This window comes from Pseudoalteromonas sp. S3260 (assembly GCF_005886925.1).
GTDB lineage: Bacteria > Pseudomonadota > Gammaproteobacteria > Enterobacterales > Alteromonadaceae > Pseudoalteromonas > Pseudoalteromonas tetraodonis.
The window spans coordinates 21,935-40,130 of sequence record NZ_PNCV01000060.1 but is presented as its reverse complement, the minus strand read 5'-3'; the positions used below and the strand labels follow the sequence as shown (position 1 = coordinate 40,130).

The following is an 18,196-nucleotide window of genomic DNA, read 5'->3' as shown; positions in this document are numbered from 1 at the left end:
AGAAAAGTGGTGGAGGGAGCTGGATTCGAACCAGCGAAGGCTGAGCCGTCAGATTTACAGTCTGATCCCTTTGGCCGCTCGGGAACCCCTCCAATGCAACGCGGCAGATAATAGCAAACTTCTTATTTAAGTAAAGAAAAAAGCTAAAGAAAATTCAAATTTAGCCGATAAATACTTATTAATTAGTAAAATAGGCTAAAGTCTATGCAGATTGGTGATTTGTTAATCACGGAGAGCCAGTTAAAAACAAGGCTTAACGAAAGTGTGCACGAAAACCGCCGAGGCGAGTTTGCACTTTTATTAGCAATGCTCTCTCACGATGCACTCGATTTTAGTGAATTCCACCTACCCAAAAGTGACACTAAGCATTATCAAGCTAATGAAGATGCTCTGCGTAAACAATTTGGCGCAGGTCCAAAGCAGCCATTAGCGCCAGATACCTTTAATATGTTAATTGGTAAAAATAACACAGAGCTTTTAGCAAAAATGGGAAGCGCTGTAGGGATGAGTGATATAAAGTTAACTCAGTGCTTAAAGCCTGAGCCATTTAATATTCGTGATGATAAAAACCACATTCCACTGACTGTCATTGATAACTGTGAATTAGCGGTACGTCGACGAATTAAAAATACCAACACCGAGTTATCAAACCCTCAAATGGATGCGGTGGCATTTTATGATGATTTACAAAATGAAGCTATCCACCAGCCATTACATTTGTTTAGTGCCTAATTATATGTGTTCAATTGCTGCTTTATACATGCCATTTGATTGTAATAAACTGTGTTTATAGTAGTAAGTAACTATTGGTTTTATAGGTGCTTTATTTTAATAACTGATTTAATATAAAAAAAGCATCCAAAATTTAAATGCAATTGCTATAATGGCGCAAATGGTATGACATTAAATGCCATTATCATTAAACCAAGGTAATTAGGAACGTAATGAAGAAAACATTCACGCTGAATCATGAGAAAATCAAATACCCTCGTATGGTTGATGCTGCAAAGCATGAAGTGAAAAAATATTTGAAAAGAGAACGTAATAAAACTTTACCTGTTGATGCCGACTACTGGGCATTCGATTGTAAGTTTGGCAACACGGCTGAAGAAGCCCAAGTGGTTCACGTTGCTGAAATTAACAATCACATCAGTGAAATTGAAAAGCAAGGTTTAACTTCTTTTTACTTAGAGATTTTAGCAAGACCTGCACAGCGTCAAGACCTCGATGAAGATGATGGCGAGTAAAACGCTAATTTGCGTTTAGTGTAGTTTTTGAAAATGGGCCTTGTGGCCCATTTTTTGTAGCTGTTATTTATACACTATGACACTTTTTATACTTTTTATTACTGCCGCAAGGGCACGTATCATTGCGTTTTACTTTAATATCGGCAACCGGTGTAATCTCACCATCAAGGTATCGCCATTGTCCATCTTCTTTAATAAACCTTGAATTTTCTGCCAACTGGCAATATAAATCTTGATAAAAGTAGTGAGCTTTAAATGTAACAAATCCTGTTTCATCATTATAACCAGAGTCTAATACGGTTAAGTTTATAAAACGGCAACTATTTGCAAAATCTTTAATTTCTGAAATTGAATTTTCAGCTTGTTTTTCTTTTGCATAACTTTCACGAACAAAAACCGCGTTTTTAACAGCATAAGCACTGTAGCGTGCACGCATAAGTTGCTCTGGTGTGTGTGGCTGTTTGGTTTTTAAATGAAAAGGCTCGCAGCAATCAGCATAAGGTTGCTGACTGCCACAAAAACATAATAGGGCGTTAGAAGTCATGATAAATGTACTGTGTATTAAAACGCTAGTTTATCAAGCTTATTGCGTAAGTGAAATCTCAGAATGAGCGCTTTTTTTGCTAAAGCAATACATCTTAGTGCGCGTATGGCTCAAGTTTAATGATAACTGCGACAGTTGTTGGTTATTTATTATGTCAGTCCAGGTGATCACCGCGGCAAAATTTCCATTGTGAAGTGCAGAACTTAAAACATACTCTAAATTAACTAAATGCTTTTGGCGAATAACCAGTAATTTACTGGTATCAATTGAGCATGAATCAAGTAGCGCTTTGCTCGGTACGTTATCTGGTGCTATTAACAGTGTCCATGCGTTTAGGCTGTTGTATTGGTGTAATACTTTTAATAACTCAAACGTTGCTGAAATTTCATCTTCAATTTGTACAACGTTAACACAATCTGATTGATCATCTTGCTGGTAGCTTTTAACTGTTCTTACGGTAATTGGCTGTAACATAATCTTCTCACTCACTGGGTTTTTATACAGTACATTCGTACAGTAGTTTATACAGTTGTTTGGTGCAAGTGTTTTTTGCTATTTTTTTGTACAGTTATTCATCATAAAACGCGATAGTTACTATAAATATATAAATAATTTATATATAACAATGGTTTAATTTTTATTGAAAGTTAATGCTCACAGAATTAATTTTAAGGCTGGGAGCAAATAAATACAGATGAATAGGAGGTATACAGTAGTTTAAATTATTTTTCGCTACTAGGAGGGATCAAATGTGAGAATTGTAACTGATGAATTTGTTCATACAGGCTGGCTGCGTAGCATTGAGCATCTTTAAGTCGTTTGGTACTAATATGTTTTCGTATATCGCTCATTGCTTCTATGGCGGGTTCATAGCCTTGACTACTGGCTAAGCTAAGCCACGCAGCACCATGAAATACACTTTGCGGCACACCTTGCCCTTTTATAAAAAACAGCCCTAAATAAAACTGCGCGCGATAATTTCCTGCCATTGCTGCCAAACGCATCCATTTTGCGGCTAAGGCGCCTTGTTCATTTTTAAGGTAATAAAGGGCTTTATTTAATGTGCCTTGATCGGTGTTTTTAGAGCTCGCAGAGAGATTTGCATCGCTTGGTTGCGTTACAAAAGAAAGAATGTTGTCTAATTGTTGCTCTAAGTCTTGGCCACTGGGTGTCGTTTTGATCATGCTACTTCGTTTGTTATTTTAATTACTTAGCTAGTTTAGTATATAGCAAGGTAAAATGTCCTGTAAAAAGTTATTTTTATGCTAAAATCTCGCCACTTTTTACAACCACAAGTTTATTATGCTCGAAGCCTTATTCAAAATCCGTGCAAATGATTCTTCGGTTCGCCGTGAATGTATTGCCGGTATGACTACATTTATTACGATGGTTTATATCGTATTCGTAAACCCAGCTATGCTTGCTGAAGCGGGTATGGACCAAGGTGCTGCCTTTGTTGCCACCTGTATTGCTGCTGCAATAGGGTGTTTTATTATGGGTTTGTGGGCCAATTATCCACTGGCATTGGCACCGGGTATGGGATTAAATGCATTTTTTACCTATGGTGTTGTATTAGGTATGGGTTATAGCTGGCAAGCTGCGTTGGGTGCGGTATTTATGTCAGGGTGTATATTTTTAATTCTAAGCTTATTTAAGGTGCGAGAGTGGATTATTAATGCAATCCCTCTGGTGCTCAAGCAAGCAATAGCAACGGGTATTGGCGCATTTTTAGCTCTCATCGCACTTAAAAGTGCCGGTATTATTGTATCAAGTCCTGCAACACTGGTGCAGTTGGGTGATATTACCTCGCCTGGTCCTTTATTGGCTATTTTCAGCTTTTTTGTTATTGCTGCACTGCTTTATCGCGATTTTAAAAGTGGCGTACTGATTAGTATATTACTAGTCACCGCGATTGCTGTGTCTATGGGGTTAGTGGAGTATCATGGTGTTATTGCTATGCCACCTTCTATCATGCCGACCTTTATGCAACTGGACTTTAGTGCCGCGTTTGAACTGTCGATGTTGAGTGTTATTTTTGCGTTTTTATTCGTTGATTTGTTTGATACCTCAGGCACGTTAGTTGCGGTAACTCAGAAAGCTGGTTTAGCAGATAAAAACGGTAATATGCCGCGTTTAGGTCGTGCATTAAGCGCCGACAGCACAGCAACCATTGCAGGTGCAATGCTCGGTACTTCAACAACCACGTCATACATTGAGTCTGTTGCAGGTGTATCTGTTGGTGGTCGAACGGGTTTGACCGCTGTGGTTGTGGGTTGCTGCTTTTTACTGATGATGTTTTTTGCGCCTTTAGCTCAAATGGTGCCTGCATACGCAACCGCGGGAGCTATTTTATATGTATCTGTATTGATGCTACAAAACTTAAAGTTTGTAAATTGGGACGACATGACTGATGCAATTCCGGTGAGTGTTGTATTATTAATGACACCGCTGACGTTCTCAATTGCACACGGTATTGCACTTGGTTTTATTTCTTATACGGCGGTAAAAGTGCTGTGTGGCAAAAAAGATCAGGTAAGCATTAGTGTTTGGATTTTAACTGCCTTGTTTATTGTTAAGTTCGCATTTTTATCTTAATGCAGGCAGCTTGTTAGAATATGTATATGTCCTAGTATGTAAACACAAAGTGGGGCAAAATCCTATTCAAAAAAAGCCCATGCAACTGCATGGGCTTTTTTATTTAGAAAGGAGTTACCATTTCTTTTTAGGTGCAAATAATACGTCTAAATCATCTTGCTCTTGTTCGTTCTTTTTCTTCAATGATGTAGCATTTGATGCCTTGAGTTCATTACTTATCGTTTCAAGGTAGCCTTCAACTTCAGCTCGTTTTGCCGTAATGTAATCGTCATTAAATGAAACACTGTTAAGTGTGGCAGCTGCTTTTTCAAAGTACTGCCTAGCAGAGCCTATCATTCCAGCTGTTTGCGCTGATAACCCTCGTTTTATTTGGCTTTCAATGTTGATTCTTAGGTGTAGCTTTTCAAGGCGTTTGTCTTCTGCAATAAATACCTGGCTGTCTACTTTGCCTTTATTATGCTCAGAACGAATAATAGTGCGTAACTTTTTAATGCCTTGTATCAGCGATATCAGTTGTTTGTCGTTACCTGGTAATACAAAGCCATCTGAACCGTCTTGAATTGGGTTTTGTAGTCGCTCTTTTGCTTCTTTTAAGCGGTTTTTTAGTCCACTACCTCCGCTTGAAATAGACACCATTTGACTGAGCGCATCATGAATTCGTCGTTGTAATATTCGCTGAGTTGCCTCTGAAAGTGGAATGTTGGCGCTATTCATTAATGCTTCTTCGGTTTCTCCAATGATTGCTTTTTGTTTTGTTAACTCTTTGCGTCGTTCAGCTTCTTGTTTTTCTTTGTGTTGCTGAACAGCACTAACCGATAGTGCAATGACTATAAGTGCAACAATTAATACAATTATAATGGAAACTATCATGTTATAATTCTCAAATTCTTAACCTTATTATCTAATCTTACATTAAATATATAAAAGGTGGGAAACTTTGCTCAGATTAACTGAAAAAAGCGTCACCATAAAGCGTTTAAATCTTAATATGTTATGTTTCGATTGCTGATAATCATTGCTACCTCAAGTTTATTTATTGTGTTAACCTGAAATTTCAACAAATTAATTGTTATATTATGTAACATTAATCAGCCTTTTATATAGCTACCTATAGTTAGGGTGCGCTTTTATCTGTCAATGTGAATTATAACGAAACTACATAGCCATGAAATTACAACAACTTAGATATATCGTAGAAGTTCAAAATCATAAATTAAATGTTTCAGCTACGGCTGAGAGTTTATTTACCTCCCAGCCTGGTATTTCTAAGCAAGTACGTATGTTAGAAGATGAGCTCGGTGTACAAATTTTTGGCCGCAGTGGTAAGCATTTAACTCATGTTACAGGCGCTGGCGAGGAAATCATTAACATATCACGCGAAATACTCTCAAAAGTTGAGGGTATTAAAGCGGTTGCGAATGAACATACTTTACCGGATCAAGGCAAACTTAATATTGCTACCACGCATACACAAGCACGGTATGCGTTACCGAGTGTAATTAAAGGCTTTACTCAAAAATACCCTGCGGTATCACTGCATATGCATCAAGGTACACCACAGCAAATTTCGGATGCAGCCGCTCGCGGTGATGCTGACTTTGCCATTGCCACAGAAGCGCTTCATTTATATTCAGATTTAGTAATGCTGCCTTGCTACCATTGGAATCGTAGTATTGTGGTTGCTAAAGATCATCCCCTTGCGAAAAAAGTGGATAATTTAACAGTGGCTGATATAGCCCAATACCCACTCATTACTTACGTATTTGGCTTTACAGGTCGTTCGGAGCTCGACAAAGCATTTAATGCTTACGGATTAGAGCCACATATTGTATTTACTGCCACCGATGCCGATGTCATTAAAACGTATGTGCGTTTAGGGCTAGGTGTGGGTGTGGTTGCATCTATGGCAATTGATCAGGTAAACGACAGCGACTTAGTGTGCATTGATGCTAGCCATTTATTTGAGGCGAGCACGACTAAAATTGGCTTTAGAAAGGGCAGTTTTTTACGCACCTACATGTATGACTTTATCGAACGTTTTGCACCGCATTTAACTAAAGAGCGAGTAGAGCGTGCGAGTTTACTGCGTAATCAAGAAGATGTTGATAAGTTATTTGCTGATATTGAATTGCCGGTTAAGTAACCGCCATAAACAGCAATGAAAAGCCGCTTAGTTTTGCAACTAAGCGGCTTTTTTGTGCCATGTAATTAACCTGAACTGTGGATAATAAATCCATCTCAAGCAGCTATTTTCAGCGCTAACTGCGTTGAATTTACTTGCAATAGGCTAGCTATTGACGCGTAATTTCGCCTTGTTTTCACTAAAAATCTCTAGCTAGAGAAAATAAACATAAATATCATTTTGATTCAATATGTTAGTAAATCTCTTAACCAGAGTTCAGGTTAATTAGCACTCGATAATATTAACGGCCAGTCCACCGCGAGCGGTTTCTTTGTATTTTGTTTTCATATCGTTACCCGTATCGAGCATGGTTTTTATTACTTTATCCAGCGATACTTTTTGCTCACCACTACCGCGTATAGCAAGGCGCGACGCATTAATTGCTTTAATAGCGCCCATTGCATTACGTTCAATACAGGGGACTTGCACTAAGCCGCCAACAGGGTCACAGGTTAACCCTAAGTTATGTTCCATACCAATTTCAGCGGCATTTTCTACGTGTACAACGTTACCACCAACAATTTCAGTAAGTGCGCCTGCGGCCATTGAACAAGCAACACCGACTTCGCCTTGGCAACCCACTTCAGCACCAGAAATAGAGGCATTCTTTTTATATAAAATGCCTATTGCAGCGGCAGTTAATAAGTAGCGGGTAGCAATATCACGGTCTACTTCTTTAATAAAAGTATGATAATACATTAATACTGCAGGTAAAATTCCGGCTGCGCCATTTGTGGGGGCAGTTACTACACGTCCTCCGGCTGCATTTTCTTCGTTTACAGCTAATGCGAATAAATCAACCCAGTCCATGGCGCGCAGTGGATCGTTACTGACTTCTACATTAAGCTTTAAATATAAGCTTGGCGCACGGCGTTTTACTTTTAATCCGCCAGGTAAAATACCTTCGGTGCGCATACCTCGCTCAATACAGGCTTTCATTACTTGCCAAATATTAAATAGCTCATCTTTAATGGCTTCTTCACTGCGTAACGTTTTTTCGTTTTTCATCATTAAGGTTGATACGCTGTAACCCGACTCTTTACACATTTCGAGTAATTCTTTAGCCGAGCCAAACGGGAACGGGGCTGGGTTTTCTTCACGGATATCTAAAGCGGCTTGTTTTTCTTTTTCAAACTCTTCATCCGTAACAATAAACCCGCCACCAATAGAGTAGTAAACTTTGCTATATACTTTTTCGCCATTGTTATAGGCAATAATTTCCATTGCGTTGGAATGTTTAGGGAGTGTCTTTCTGCGATGAAAAACAATAGCGCCCTGCTTAGGGAATTTAGCTTTATGAGTTTGGTTTAGGTAAATAACCTGTTCTTTTTCAATTTTAGCGAGTATGTCATCCACTAAATCGGCATCAATGGTTTCAGGATCATAACCGGCTAAGCCAAGTATTACTGCTTTTCCCGAACCGTGGCCAACACCTGTTTGGCCCAGTGAGCCGTAAAGCTCTACTTTTACATCGGTCACATTTGCTAATAGTTGTTGCTCGTTTAGGTCATTAACAAATAAGCGTGATGCACGCATTGGGCCAACGGTATGTGACGATGAAGGGCCAATACCAATGCTAAACATATCAAATGCACTGATCATAATGTGTGTCTCTACTTAGTTTTCTCAGCATTAAGCTGTTCTTTGAACGGTCGACTATAATAACGTGGAAACGCAAGTGTGTAACCCTTATTAGTAAAGATTTAAACTGGTATGGCGAGTTGTTTTGTAAAGTTTTTAATAATGCTGGCTGTGGCTCCCCACAAAAGCCCATGTGGGGTGATAAAGCCATTTAAGGTAATGATTTTTCCACCTCGTTCAAATGGCAAAGGTTGCCAGTTAGCCGCGTTATTCAGCGCTTTTATAGAGAGTAAAAAGCTAGCTTGCACTTCGTTGTGGTCGTTTTCCCACACTGTTTCTTTTTTAATTAAGCCTACAAAGGGGCGTATAGTAAATCCGGTCAGGGTTGAATATTCAGGTAACTGACCTAACACATGGACATTTTGCGGGGCAATATTAAGCTCTTCATGTAATTCACGCAGTGCGGTGGTGCGTAGGTTAACATCATCAATTTCAAACTTGCCGCCCGGTAAACAAATCTCCCCAGGGTGGTGATGAAGGTAGGTTGGTCGCTTACACAATAAAATGTGTGCTTCGTTATCTATATCAATCAATGGCAGCATTACTGCGCTTGCGCGCTTTTTTTTATTATCTTTGAGCTGATCCACGGCTAAACTGCGGTTTAATTGAAAACGAGCCGAAATGGTTTCACTATTCAAAGCGACCTTCATTTAATATAGGAAGTATCTTATTTACTTTATCGTAAGTTTCTTGATATTCCAATTCGACTTTTGAATCAGCAACAATACCACCCCCAGCCCAACAATATATTTGTTGTTGATGTGTGACTAAAGTTCGAATAGTAATACTGGTATCCATATTGCCGCAGCCACTAATGTAACCAATAGAGCCACAATAAATGCTACGTCTATGTGGCTCTAGTTCTTCTATTATTTCCATGGCACGGACTTTTGGTGCGCCTGTAATTGAACCACCGGGAAACGCAGCTTCCAGTTGATCAACCGCTGTTTTACCCTCATCAAGGGTTGAGGTGACCGTACTCACTAAATGGTGTACCGCCGGAAAACTTTCAATAGCAAATAATGAGGGCACAATAACCGAGCCCGGTTTAGCGACTTTTCCTAAATCATTTCGCAGCAGGTCCACTATCATGACATTTTCGGCGCGGTCTTTACTCGAATTTGCCAATAATGTGGCTTGTTTAGCATCTTCTAAAGTATCGGCTTTACGTGGTAGCGTGCCTTTAATAGGTTTTGTTTCTACCTGGTTGTCATGTACAGCAATAAAACGCTCAGGTGAGATTGACAAAATAGCGCCCTGGGGATGATTAATAAAACTAGAAAAAGGGGCTTTATTGGCCTGCGTTAATTTAACATAGGCGCTCCAAGGCGAGCCTTGGTAATGCGCGCTAAAACGCTGAGCTAAATTAATTTGATAGCAATCACCACTTTTTAGGTATTCTTCAATCGCGGCAAATTTTTCGCTATAACTTGTCTGACTCATATTTGACTGCCACTGTGATGTAAGCGAAAAGCTTTCGTGCTTAGGTGGTTGCATTAAATATTGCTGATACAGCGAGAGACGATTTATATTGGGCTGCGAAACATAAAACCAAGTATCCAGTTGTTTATCGTAAATGAGTGCATCAAGGTAAAGTCCAACGGCCATTTGTGGTAAATCAATATCGTTTAAAGCACTGCTTGGCAGTTGCTCTATGGTACGCCCTAAGTCATAACCAAAGTAACCAAGCCAGCCACCATTAAAGGGTAAATTGTTAGCGGCTTTTGTTATATCAAGCTTTGCTAATTCATCGTTCATTATTTCAAAGCAGCTTTTAGCACTCGCTTGGTTATTAAAAACAGTTTGATTATTTTTAACTTCCAGGGTGCTTTGAGGTTCAATCGCAATCATGTCAAAACGACTGTTTATGTGATCGCTATCACCCGAATCTAGCAAAATAGCGTAGGGTAAATGAGCAAAATGCGAAAATACCTCAATACAATTTTGTGATATGGCTAATTCAACACAATTTTTTTTATTGTTTAGCATTTACTACCCCTATAAGAACTGGCTCCAAACGGGCTGGGAGGGTATCATAAGTCAAATTTATTTGGCAGCGTTTAGTGAGCGCTGTAGTTGAAAACAGTTCGAACCACCGTCACGGGTTTGATATCGCTTACGTGCTGCGTGAGTAACAACAACTTAAGGAACCACTATGAGTACAATTCGTCAGCAAGACTTTATTGATAGCATTGAAGATGCCTTGCAATACATCTCGTTTTACCATCCTCTTGATTTTGTTCAAGCACTAGAGAAAGCGTATAACAAAGAACAAAGTAAAGCCGCTAAAGATGCGATTGCGCAAATTTTAATTAACTCGCGTATGTCGGCAGAAGGTAAGCGCCCACTGTGTCAAGATACCGGGATCATCACTTGTTTCGTAAAAGTAGGGATGGATGTTAATTGGGATAAAACCGACTTAACCGTACAACAAATGGTTGATGAGGGAACGCGTCGTGCGTACTTAAATCCAGATAACCCTTTACGTGCATCGATTGTTGCAGATCCTGCGGGAACACGTAAAAACACTAAAGATAATACACCATCAGTGGTTCACATTGACTTAGTTGCAGGCGATAAAGTCGAAGTGATGGTCGCTGCTAAGGGCGGCGGCTCAGAAAACAAAAGTAAAATGGTGATGTTAAACCCATCTGACGATGTGGCTGAGTGGGTAGAAAAAACGTTACCAACAATGGGGGCGGGTTGGTGTCCACCAGGCATGCTAGGCATAGGTATTGGTGGCACGGCAGAAAAAGCAGCGGTAATGGCCAAAGAGTCATTAATGGATCCGGTTGATATTCATGAACTAATTGAGCGCGGCGCAGAAACAACAGAAGAAAAGCTGCGTTTAGAAATCTTTGAACGTGCGAATAAATTAGGTATTGGTGCGCAAGGCCTTGGCGGTTTAACCACGGTTGTTGATATTAAAATTAAAACGGCGCCAACTCACGCGGCTTCAAAGCCAGTGGTTATGATCCCAAATTGTGCTGCTACGCGCCACGTTCACTTTACCCTTGATGGTTCAGGCCCTGCGAATTTAGAAGCACCTAAATTAGAAGATTGGCCAGAAGTGACTTTCGAAGTGGGTGAGGGCACACGCCGTGTTAATTTAGATACTCTTACTAAAGAAGACACTAAAGAATGGAAAATGGGTGAAACCGTTTTACTCTCAGGTACTATTTTAACGGGTCGAGATGCTGCTCATAAGCGTCTGCAAGATATGATCAACTCAGGGGAAGGTTTACCTGAAGGTGTTGATTTTGATAACAAGTTTATTTACTACGTTGGCCCTGTGGATGCAGTAGGCGATGAAGCAGTAGGTCCAGCGGGTCCTACAACGGCAACACGTATGGATAAATTTACCGATATGATGTTAGAAAAAACTGGCATCGTGGGTATGATTGGTAAAGCTGAACGAGGCCCTGCAACGGTTGAGTCTATTAAAAAGCACCAGTCAGTGTATTTGATGGCGGTAGGCGGTGCGGCTTACTTAGTATCTAAAGCTATTAAAAAAGCACGTGTTGTTGCCTTTGAAGATTTAGGTATGGAAGCTATCTACGAATTTGAAGTAGAAGATATGCCAGTAACAGTTGCCGTAGACAGTGAAGGAGCAAATGCTCACACCCAAGGCCCTGCTATTTGGAAAGCAAAAATTGAAGAGCTAGACAGCAAAATGAAGTAAATTTTTACTTCAAAAGCAATCATATAAGCGAGCACTGTGTGCTCGCTTTTTTATTTACTTTTACTTTTGCAAAGACTTATACACCTCAGACCAGTTAATGCTGCGTAGGCAATTAGTGTATAAGCCACTGTATTTTAAGCTGTAGTATACTTTTTTAGGGTGTATGGTTAAGTTTACAAATAACTGCAAGGTGACGTTCACGTAAGCGTAAGCTTTAATTGCGATGGTGTTTTTAGCTTTTATACTTAATTAAATGGTTATTTTTGGAATTTTTATGCTTACTTTTAACGATAAGTCATTTTATTTTTCACTTTGACGCGCTTTATTTGGTTTATCTACTCATAGTGTGGCGAACCATTAACTGAAGTGATAAAGTCTCGACAATTTGTAGCGTGCTTGCCCAAAAGGGCCCATTATTTTCGGAGTATTTAAAGTGGTTGTATTTAATCAAGTTGAATTTGATAACCATGAACAAGTGGTTTTTTGTTCAGACAAAGCGTCTGGTTTGAAGGCCATTATTGCGGTACATAACACAAACTTAGGCCCTGCGGTAGGCGGTTGTAGAATGTGGGATTATGCTAACGATGAAGACGCAGTATATGATGTGCTGCGTTTATCAAAAGGGATGACTTATAAAAATGCCGTAGCACGCTTGCCATTTGGTGGTGGTAAATCGGTTATTATTGGTAATGCCAAAGAAATCAAATCTGAGCAGTTATTTCGCGCATTTGGTCGCCAGTTAGAGCGACTAAATGGTAGCTACTACTCAGCAGAAGATGTAAACATTACCTGTGATGATGTGGCGTTAATGAATAAAGAAACAAATTACGTGCTAGGCCTTGAAGGAAAAAGTGGCAACCCTTCGCCGTTTACAGCCTATGGTACGTTTTTGGGCATGAAAGCAGCGCTTAACCATCAACGCGGTATTCAAGACTTTTCTGGTGTTAAAGTTGCGGTGCAAGGTTTAGGTGCAGTAGCTTATGGATTATGCAAACATTTGTCTGAAGCTGGTGCTGAGTTATTTGTTACCGATATTAATCAAGCTGCAGTAGAACGTGTAGTAAATGGTTTTGGCGCAACCGCAGTTGGTATTGATGAAATATACGACCTAGATGTGGATGTTTATGCACCCTGTGCATTAGGTGCCACTATTAATGACACAACAATCCCACGCTTAAAAGCAACGATAGTAGCAGGCTGTGCAAACAATCAACTTGCTGAATCACGCCATGGTGAAATTTTACGTGAAAAAGGTATTTTATATGCGCCTGATTATGTAATAAATGCAGGTGGTATTATTAACGTTTATTACGAAACTGCACCAGAGGGTTACAGTAAAGAGGCTTCTAATAAACACGTAGAAAGAATTTACGATACACTTAGTGAAATTTTTACCCGTAGTGAAAAAGAGCAAAAATCAACGCATTTAATTGCCGATGAACTGGCACAAGAAATTATTGAAAACGGACTTTAAGTTTCCACTCGGTTTAAAATAGGAGCGAAATACGCTCCTTTTTTATACCTTATGTAAGACTTTGGTATAACTACACCCAAAGCGTCATTTTAGTTAATGCGAATATAGATAAAGCACGGTAAAATTTAGTTTTACACTTTATCTATATTTTATGTCCTCTACTGATTTTTCTATTACCCCTCTTGATTTTGAGCAATGGCCTCGAAAGCAACACTTTGAGTTATTTCAGCAGTTCACTCAGCCTTATTTTAATGTGTGCGTACAACTGAATGCGAAAAAGTTATATACCGCCTGTAAACAAGCTAATATTGCTTTTTTTCATGGTTATATTTATTGCTTATTAAAAGCCTGTCATCAGTATGAGCCGATGATGCTGCGCATTATTAACCAAAAACCTTGTTACTTAAGTGCTACGCGGGCAAGTGTAGTTGAGCTTGCCGATGATGAGTCGTTTCGCTTTAGTTATTTTAAATTACACGAGTCGTTAAATGAATTTTCCCGTGAGGCGAAAGCTATTAGCGATACCACAAAATTAAACCCGCTGTTTTCTGATGCTTTTGCGGCAACAGAAGGGCAAGCTGATTTAATTCACGTTTCTGTTTTACCTTGGTTAAACTTTAGTAGCTTTTCGCATGCGTTTACCCAGGGTCAAAGCTGTGGCATTCCTAAATTTGTGTTCGGCCAATACAACCCTAATACCGGCGAAATGCCACTCTCCATTGATGTTCATCATGCGTTGTTGGATGGGCTTCATGTCGCTAAATTTATAAAGCAATTGCAGTATACATTTGATAATTTAAGTAATAATAATTAATGAAAAAGTTGTAAATTTTATGTTATTATTTGCCAGCAGTGCTTTTAACTTAAATTGTCACTCTAAACTTACCCAAATATAAAAATTAATAATTATAATTATAAAGGCAATATCTGATGAATCGCTTGGTGATTTTATGCTTCTTGTTGGTGATTTTTACTGTTGATGCTCAGCAACAGACTCGCCTGCCGTTGCGCGATTATTTTTTTGAAACGTGGAATACCCGTTCGGGCCTTCCTCACAATAGCATTAATAGCCTTGCACAAACACAAGATGGCTATTTATGGGTAGGTACTTGGGAAGGGCTTGCCCGCTTTAACGGTCAAGAATTTAAACTATTTACCCGCTCAGAAATTACCGATTTGCCTGACTCAGGCGTACGTGCGCTTACCCCCACATCCGATGGCGGCTTAATCATAGCCGGAGCGCGCGGCGGTATTAGTTTATATCAGCACCGACAATGGGACACTCAACCTAATGCCCAAGCAATGGTTAATCACGTATTTAAGAGTAAAAACGAGGATTTATGGTTGGCACTTGAAAATGATGGTGTGTTTTATCGACCTGCCAAAAGCACTCAAGATATCCCAATAATACAAAATGTCAGTGCGTATCGAATCATTGAAGATAAGCAGGGCACTATATGGGCTGCAACCAGTGATGGGCTGTATAAAATAGTTAACTACAAACCCACTTTGATGACGCCACAACAAGGGTTACCAGATGCACCTGTATATACCTTATTAATCACCCGTGAAGGTCGACTCATTATAGGAAGTGAAAGAGGGGCACGAATCCTTAATGGTGGGCTATTTGAATCGCCTCACCCACAACTCGACGCGGAATCTATTTCCAGTTTGTTAGAAGATGATCATGGGGATCTGTGGTTTGGCACCATTAATAAAGGTGTTTTTAGGCTTAGCGTCGATGGTTTAGAGCAATTAGATGCTAAAAATGGTTTACCCGCCAACCGTATTCTTTCTTTGTTACAAGACAGAGAAAATAGTATTTGGGTAGGCACCAATGCTGGTGTATTTAGGTTAAGAGAAGCGCCGTTTTCATCGTGGGGCAAAAAGCGAGGTTTGTCTAGCGATTATGTCCGCACGGTCCTGTCACATTCTGATGGCAGTTTATGGATAGGGGGAAGCACTGGCTTAGATCGGCTGCAAAACAATAAAATTACCCATATTAAAGGCACTAAGCAAGGCTCTCCTTATTCAGTATTGAGCTTACTTGAACAAAGCCAAGGTGATGTTTGGGTAGGTACATACACTTCAGGTGTGTTGAAGGTGGTTAATAACGAACTCATACCTTATTTAAACCGTGATAATGGCTTAGGTAGTAATGAAGTAAGATCTTTACTTTTTGATTCAAAAAATCGTTTATGGATTGGTTCGGCTATGGGACTAACACGAGTTAATACCGACGGCAGTTTAGTGCAATTTACTAATGAGAAAGAGTTGCCGAGTGGTTTTATTCTGGCTTTGAGTGAGGATAAAGCCGCTAACATTTGGATAGGAACTGGTAATGGCGTGGTGGTTTATGACACTCAAACTGACGTGTTTAATCCTGTTGAGTTTCCTGCTGAATTTGCCGCGCAATATGCGTTTGGCTTTTACATTGACGATAAATACACGTGGATGGCTACCGATCGCGGCTTAGTTCGTTATCAGCATTCAAACGCAAAGATGACTATTTTAGGGCGTGAATTAGGTTTACCCGTTGATAAGCTTTTTCAAATTGTGCCGTTTAAAGACTCACTTTGGCTATCAAGCAACCGTGGCATTATTGAAGTCAATTATAAGCAGGTAAATGAGCTGCTTGATTCAAAATCTAACAATAGAGGTATGCTCGCCTTTCAATTATACGATGAGGGTGATGGCATGCTCAGTGCACAAGCAAATGGCGGTTCAACCCCCTCTGCAACCGCTCATTCAGATGGCACAATTTGGTTTGCTACCGCAAAAGGGGTGAGTACAGTAAAACCGGAACGCTTAAAAGAAGCCACTAAAATAGCGTTACCAACGATTGTTGAAAGCTTTTCTGTTGATGGTAAACCAACGTCGTTACCTATAGACGGTGAAACTATTATTTTACCACCAGGGGTGACGCGCTTGTCATTTCAATACGCGGGACTGAGCTTTATTATGCCGCAGCGATTAAACTTTCAAACAAAATTGGAAGGTTTTAATAACGAATGGATCAACCGTCAACACATAGCGACTGCTGAATACACTAACTTACCTGCGGGCAAGTATTCTTTTGCTGTACGTGCAGCCTATCCAAATACTGATTGGCAACAAAATCACAAAGTCGTTAACTTTGAAATTCAATCGCACTTTTGGCAAAAAACAAGCTTTAAGTTATTAGTATTTTTTATTTTTGTTGTTGTTATATACAGCGCATATCGTTATCGCTTGTACCACTACAAACAAGTAGAAAAAGAATTAACGAGTCGAGTGGTGAAGCAAACGCAAGCACTGCAAGAGCAAGCCAGTGCCTTTGCCTATCAAGCCACACACGATCAGCTTACCGATTTACCGAATCGCCGCGCATTTGATGGCTGGCTGGCGGATAACTTTTCAGACTTTAAAGCATGTAATAAATCACTTGCTATCGCTATTATGGATATTGACCACTTTAAACGAATTAATGATGGCTGGTCTCATTTGATTGGCGATCAGGTTATATGCGAAGTCGCCAATATTCTTAAAGCGCATTGTAAAGGCGAGCAAGAAGTGGCTCGTTGGGGCGGTGAAGAATTTACATTTGTATTTCCTGACATGAATACTGTGCAAGCACAGCAATTATGTGAGCAATTACGCAAAGAAATCGAAAATAAAGATTTTTCGTCTATTGCCCAGGGGCTTAGCGTAACCGTGAGCTTTGGTGTTTCTGACTCAGATAACGTCGATGATTACGATCGATTATTATCATATGCTGATCAAGCTTTGTATAAAGCTAAAAACAATGGCCGAAATCGAACTGAAGTGGTGTGATTGAAAAACAGCTCTTCAGTACCCATATTATTTAAATAATCGAGGACGCGGTGTTTTAGCGTTAAAGCTAAATGGTTTGACTTAGGGTGAGCCAATGATAAATGCGCTATTAATTTTTGTTTTAATTGTATTTATAGCCATTTTTTGGCGTTGGCCTGATATTCAAAATGCCGTGTGGCACCGTAAATACAGTGATTTATTGTTAAGTGAGCAACAACACACGTTGTTACTGCGTGCTATGCCCATATACAACAAAATGACCGATGCAGAGCGAGCCAAGTTAGCATCCCATATTGTGTGGTTTTTAAATGAAAAGCGTTTTGTTGGCTGCGATGGGTTGCAACTAACGGAGGCTATGAAACTCATTATTGCCGCCGATGCCTGCTTGCTGGTGCTTAACAAGCCTTGGCCTTTGTATAAAAACGTAAAAGAAATTTTACTCTACCCCAGCGCGTATTACGCGCCCCAATCAAGCCGCGATAACGCAGGCCTTGTCAGTTTTCATAATACAGTAAGGCAAGGTGAATCGTGGCCGGGGGGAACATTGGTGCTTAGCTGGCATGATGTGCTTGAGGGCAACCGCTTACCCAGTGATGGGCATAACTTAGTGTTTCATGAATTTGCACATCAACTTGATCAAGAAACCGGTAAAACCACCGGCACGCCACTACTTGCATCACAGGCAAAATACCAACAATGGGGACGAGTATTTAGTCGAGCGTTTTCGCAGTTAAAAACACATGTTGCTTATAGTATGCCGCATGTAATACATAGCTATGGAGCCACCAATGAGGCTGAGTTTTTTGCGGTGATCACCGAAACATTCTTAGAGAAACCTGCCGATTTACGCCGTGAAGACCCTGAAATTTACCATTTGCTAGTGGATTTTTATCAATTTGATCCTATTGTTTGGCACTGATTTTATGCACTTCATCCTATTACGCTGGTAACTTGCTGGCGTTTTTGTTGCAATCATGTAATAGATCAACACACAGCAACAATAATAAGTGAGATAAGC

General features: G+C 39.9%; 16 protein-coding genes and 1 tRNA gene. 9 read left to right on the top strand and 8 right to left on the bottom strand.

What is annotated here, in order from left to right; translation table 11 throughout:
* Positions 1-7 precede the first annotated feature (7 nt).
* Positions 8-92, bottom strand: a tRNA-Tyr gene (locus tag CWC14_RS10990).
* Positions 93-204: 112 nt separating this feature from the next.
* On the opposite strand from CWC14_RS10990, the gene CWC14_RS10985 reads away from it, so the two are divergent.
* Together CWC14_RS10985 and CWC14_RS10980 are read left to right on the top strand one after the other, a co-directional pair.
* Positions 205-732, top strand: a complete 528-nt coding sequence (locus CWC14_RS10985) for a VC2046/SO_2500 family protein (RefSeq protein WP_138562917.1) — start codon at positions 205-207, stop codon at positions 730-732.
* 212 nt (positions 733-944) lie between these two features.
* Complete coding sequence (locus CWC14_RS10980) at positions 945-1,247, top strand: DUF6172 family protein (protein ID WP_058154864.1); 303 nt, start codon at positions 945-947, stop codon at positions 1,245-1,247.
* 67 nt (positions 1,248-1,314) lie between these two features.
* Here the strand turns inward: CWC14_RS10980 and CWC14_RS10975 are convergent, their stop codons facing one another.
* The 3 genes from CWC14_RS10975 to CWC14_RS10965 form a co-directional block, all read right to left on the bottom strand.
* On the bottom strand, positions 1,315-1,791 hold the full coding sequence (locus tag CWC14_RS10975; protein ID WP_008113039.1) for a YchJ family protein: 477 nt from the start codon (positions 1,789-1,791) through the stop codon (positions 1,315-1,317).
* Between the two features lie 39 nt (positions 1,792-1,830).
* The gene (locus CWC14_RS10970) at positions 1,831-2,265 is read right to left on the bottom strand and encodes a SulA-like leucine-rich domain-containing protein (protein ID WP_138562915.1); all 435 of its coding nucleotides are present in this window, start codon (positions 2,263-2,265) and stop codon (positions 1,831-1,833) included.
* A gap of 248 nt (positions 2,266-2,513) precedes the next feature.
* Positions 2,514-2,975 (bottom strand): tetratricopeptide repeat protein, encoded by a 462-nt coding sequence (locus CWC14_RS10965; protein ID WP_138562913.1) that lies wholly within the window; start codon positions 2,973-2,975, stop codon positions 2,514-2,516.
* 118 nt (positions 2,976-3,093) lie between these two features.
* Here CWC14_RS10965 and CWC14_RS10960 point away from each other — a divergent pair, with 118 nt between their 5' ends.
* A complete protein-coding gene (locus CWC14_RS10960) occupies positions 3,094-4,386 on the top strand; it encodes an NCS2 family permease (RefSeq protein WP_008113045.1) in 1,293 nt (430 codons plus the stop codon).
* A 114-nt stretch (positions 4,387-4,500) separates the two neighbouring features.
* Here CWC14_RS10960 and CWC14_RS10955 read toward each other — a convergent pair whose 3' ends face one another.
* Positions 4,501-5,256 carry a hypothetical protein gene (locus tag CWC14_RS10955; protein ID WP_138562911.1) on the bottom strand — a complete coding sequence of 252 codons (756 nt, stop codon included), beginning with the start codon at positions 5,254-5,256 and terminating at the stop codon, positions 4,501-4,503.
* A 295-nt stretch (positions 5,257-5,551) separates the two neighbouring features.
* Here CWC14_RS10955 and cysB point away from each other — a divergent pair, with 295 nt between their 5' ends.
* Positions 5,552-6,529 (top strand): HTH-type transcriptional regulator CysB, encoded by a 978-nt coding sequence (gene cysB, locus CWC14_RS10950; RefSeq protein WP_008466190.1) that lies wholly within the window; start codon positions 5,552-5,554, stop codon positions 6,527-6,529.
* Positions 6,530-6,793: 264 nt separating this feature from the next.
* Here the strand turns inward: cysB and CWC14_RS10945 are convergent, their stop codons facing one another.
* The 3 genes from CWC14_RS10945 to pabB all read right to left on the bottom strand — a co-directional run bounded on the left by CWC14_RS10945 (position 6,794) and on the right by pabB (position 10,198).
* Complete coding sequence (locus CWC14_RS10945; protein WP_008112780.1) at positions 6,794-8,170, bottom strand: L-serine ammonia-lyase; 1,377 nt, start codon at positions 8,168-8,170, stop codon at positions 6,794-6,796.
* A 101-nt stretch (positions 8,171-8,271) separates the two neighbouring features.
* Entirely contained in the window at positions 8,272-8,847 is a 576-nt protein-coding gene (locus tag CWC14_RS10940; protein ID WP_008112778.1) for an NUDIX hydrolase, read from the bottom strand.
* Entirely contained in the window at positions 8,840-10,198 is a 1,359-nt protein-coding gene (gene pabB / locus CWC14_RS10935; RefSeq protein ID WP_138562909.1) for an aminodeoxychorismate synthase component I, read from the bottom strand. The genes CWC14_RS10940 and pabB overlap by 8 nt, the downstream gene beginning before the upstream one ends.
* 166 nt (positions 10,199-10,364) lie before the next feature.
* Here pabB and CWC14_RS10930 point away from each other — a divergent pair, with 166 nt between their 5' ends.
* The 5 genes from CWC14_RS10930 (at position 10,365) to CWC14_RS10910 (ending at position 18,097) form a co-directional block, all read left to right on the top strand.
* On the top strand, positions 10,365-11,891 hold the full coding sequence (locus CWC14_RS10930) for a fumarate hydratase (RefSeq protein ID WP_138562907.1): 1,527 nt from the start codon (positions 10,365-10,367) through the stop codon (positions 11,889-11,891).
* Positions 11,892-12,324: 433 nt separating this feature from the next.
* A complete protein-coding gene (locus CWC14_RS10925; RefSeq protein WP_138562905.1) occupies positions 12,325-13,365 on the top strand; it encodes a Leu/Phe/Val dehydrogenase in 1,041 nt (346 codons plus the stop codon).
* A 151-nt stretch (positions 13,366-13,516) separates the two neighbouring features.
* On the top strand, positions 13,517-14,179 hold the full coding sequence (locus CWC14_RS10920; protein ID WP_008466199.1) for a CatA-like O-acetyltransferase: 663 nt from the start codon (positions 13,517-13,519) through the stop codon (positions 14,177-14,179).
* Positions 14,180-14,295: 116 nt separating this feature from the next.
* Entirely contained in the window at positions 14,296-17,178 is a 2,883-nt protein-coding gene (locus tag CWC14_RS10915) for a ligand-binding sensor domain-containing diguanylate cyclase (protein WP_138562903.1), read from the top strand.
* Between the two features lie 94 nt (positions 17,179-17,272).
* Positions 17,273-18,097: a M90 family metallopeptidase gene (locus CWC14_RS10910; RefSeq protein WP_138562901.1), complete on the top strand. Its 825-nt coding sequence runs from the start codon at positions 17,273-17,275 to the stop codon at positions 18,095-18,097.
* The last annotated feature ends 99 nt before the right edge of the window (positions 18,098-18,196 follow it).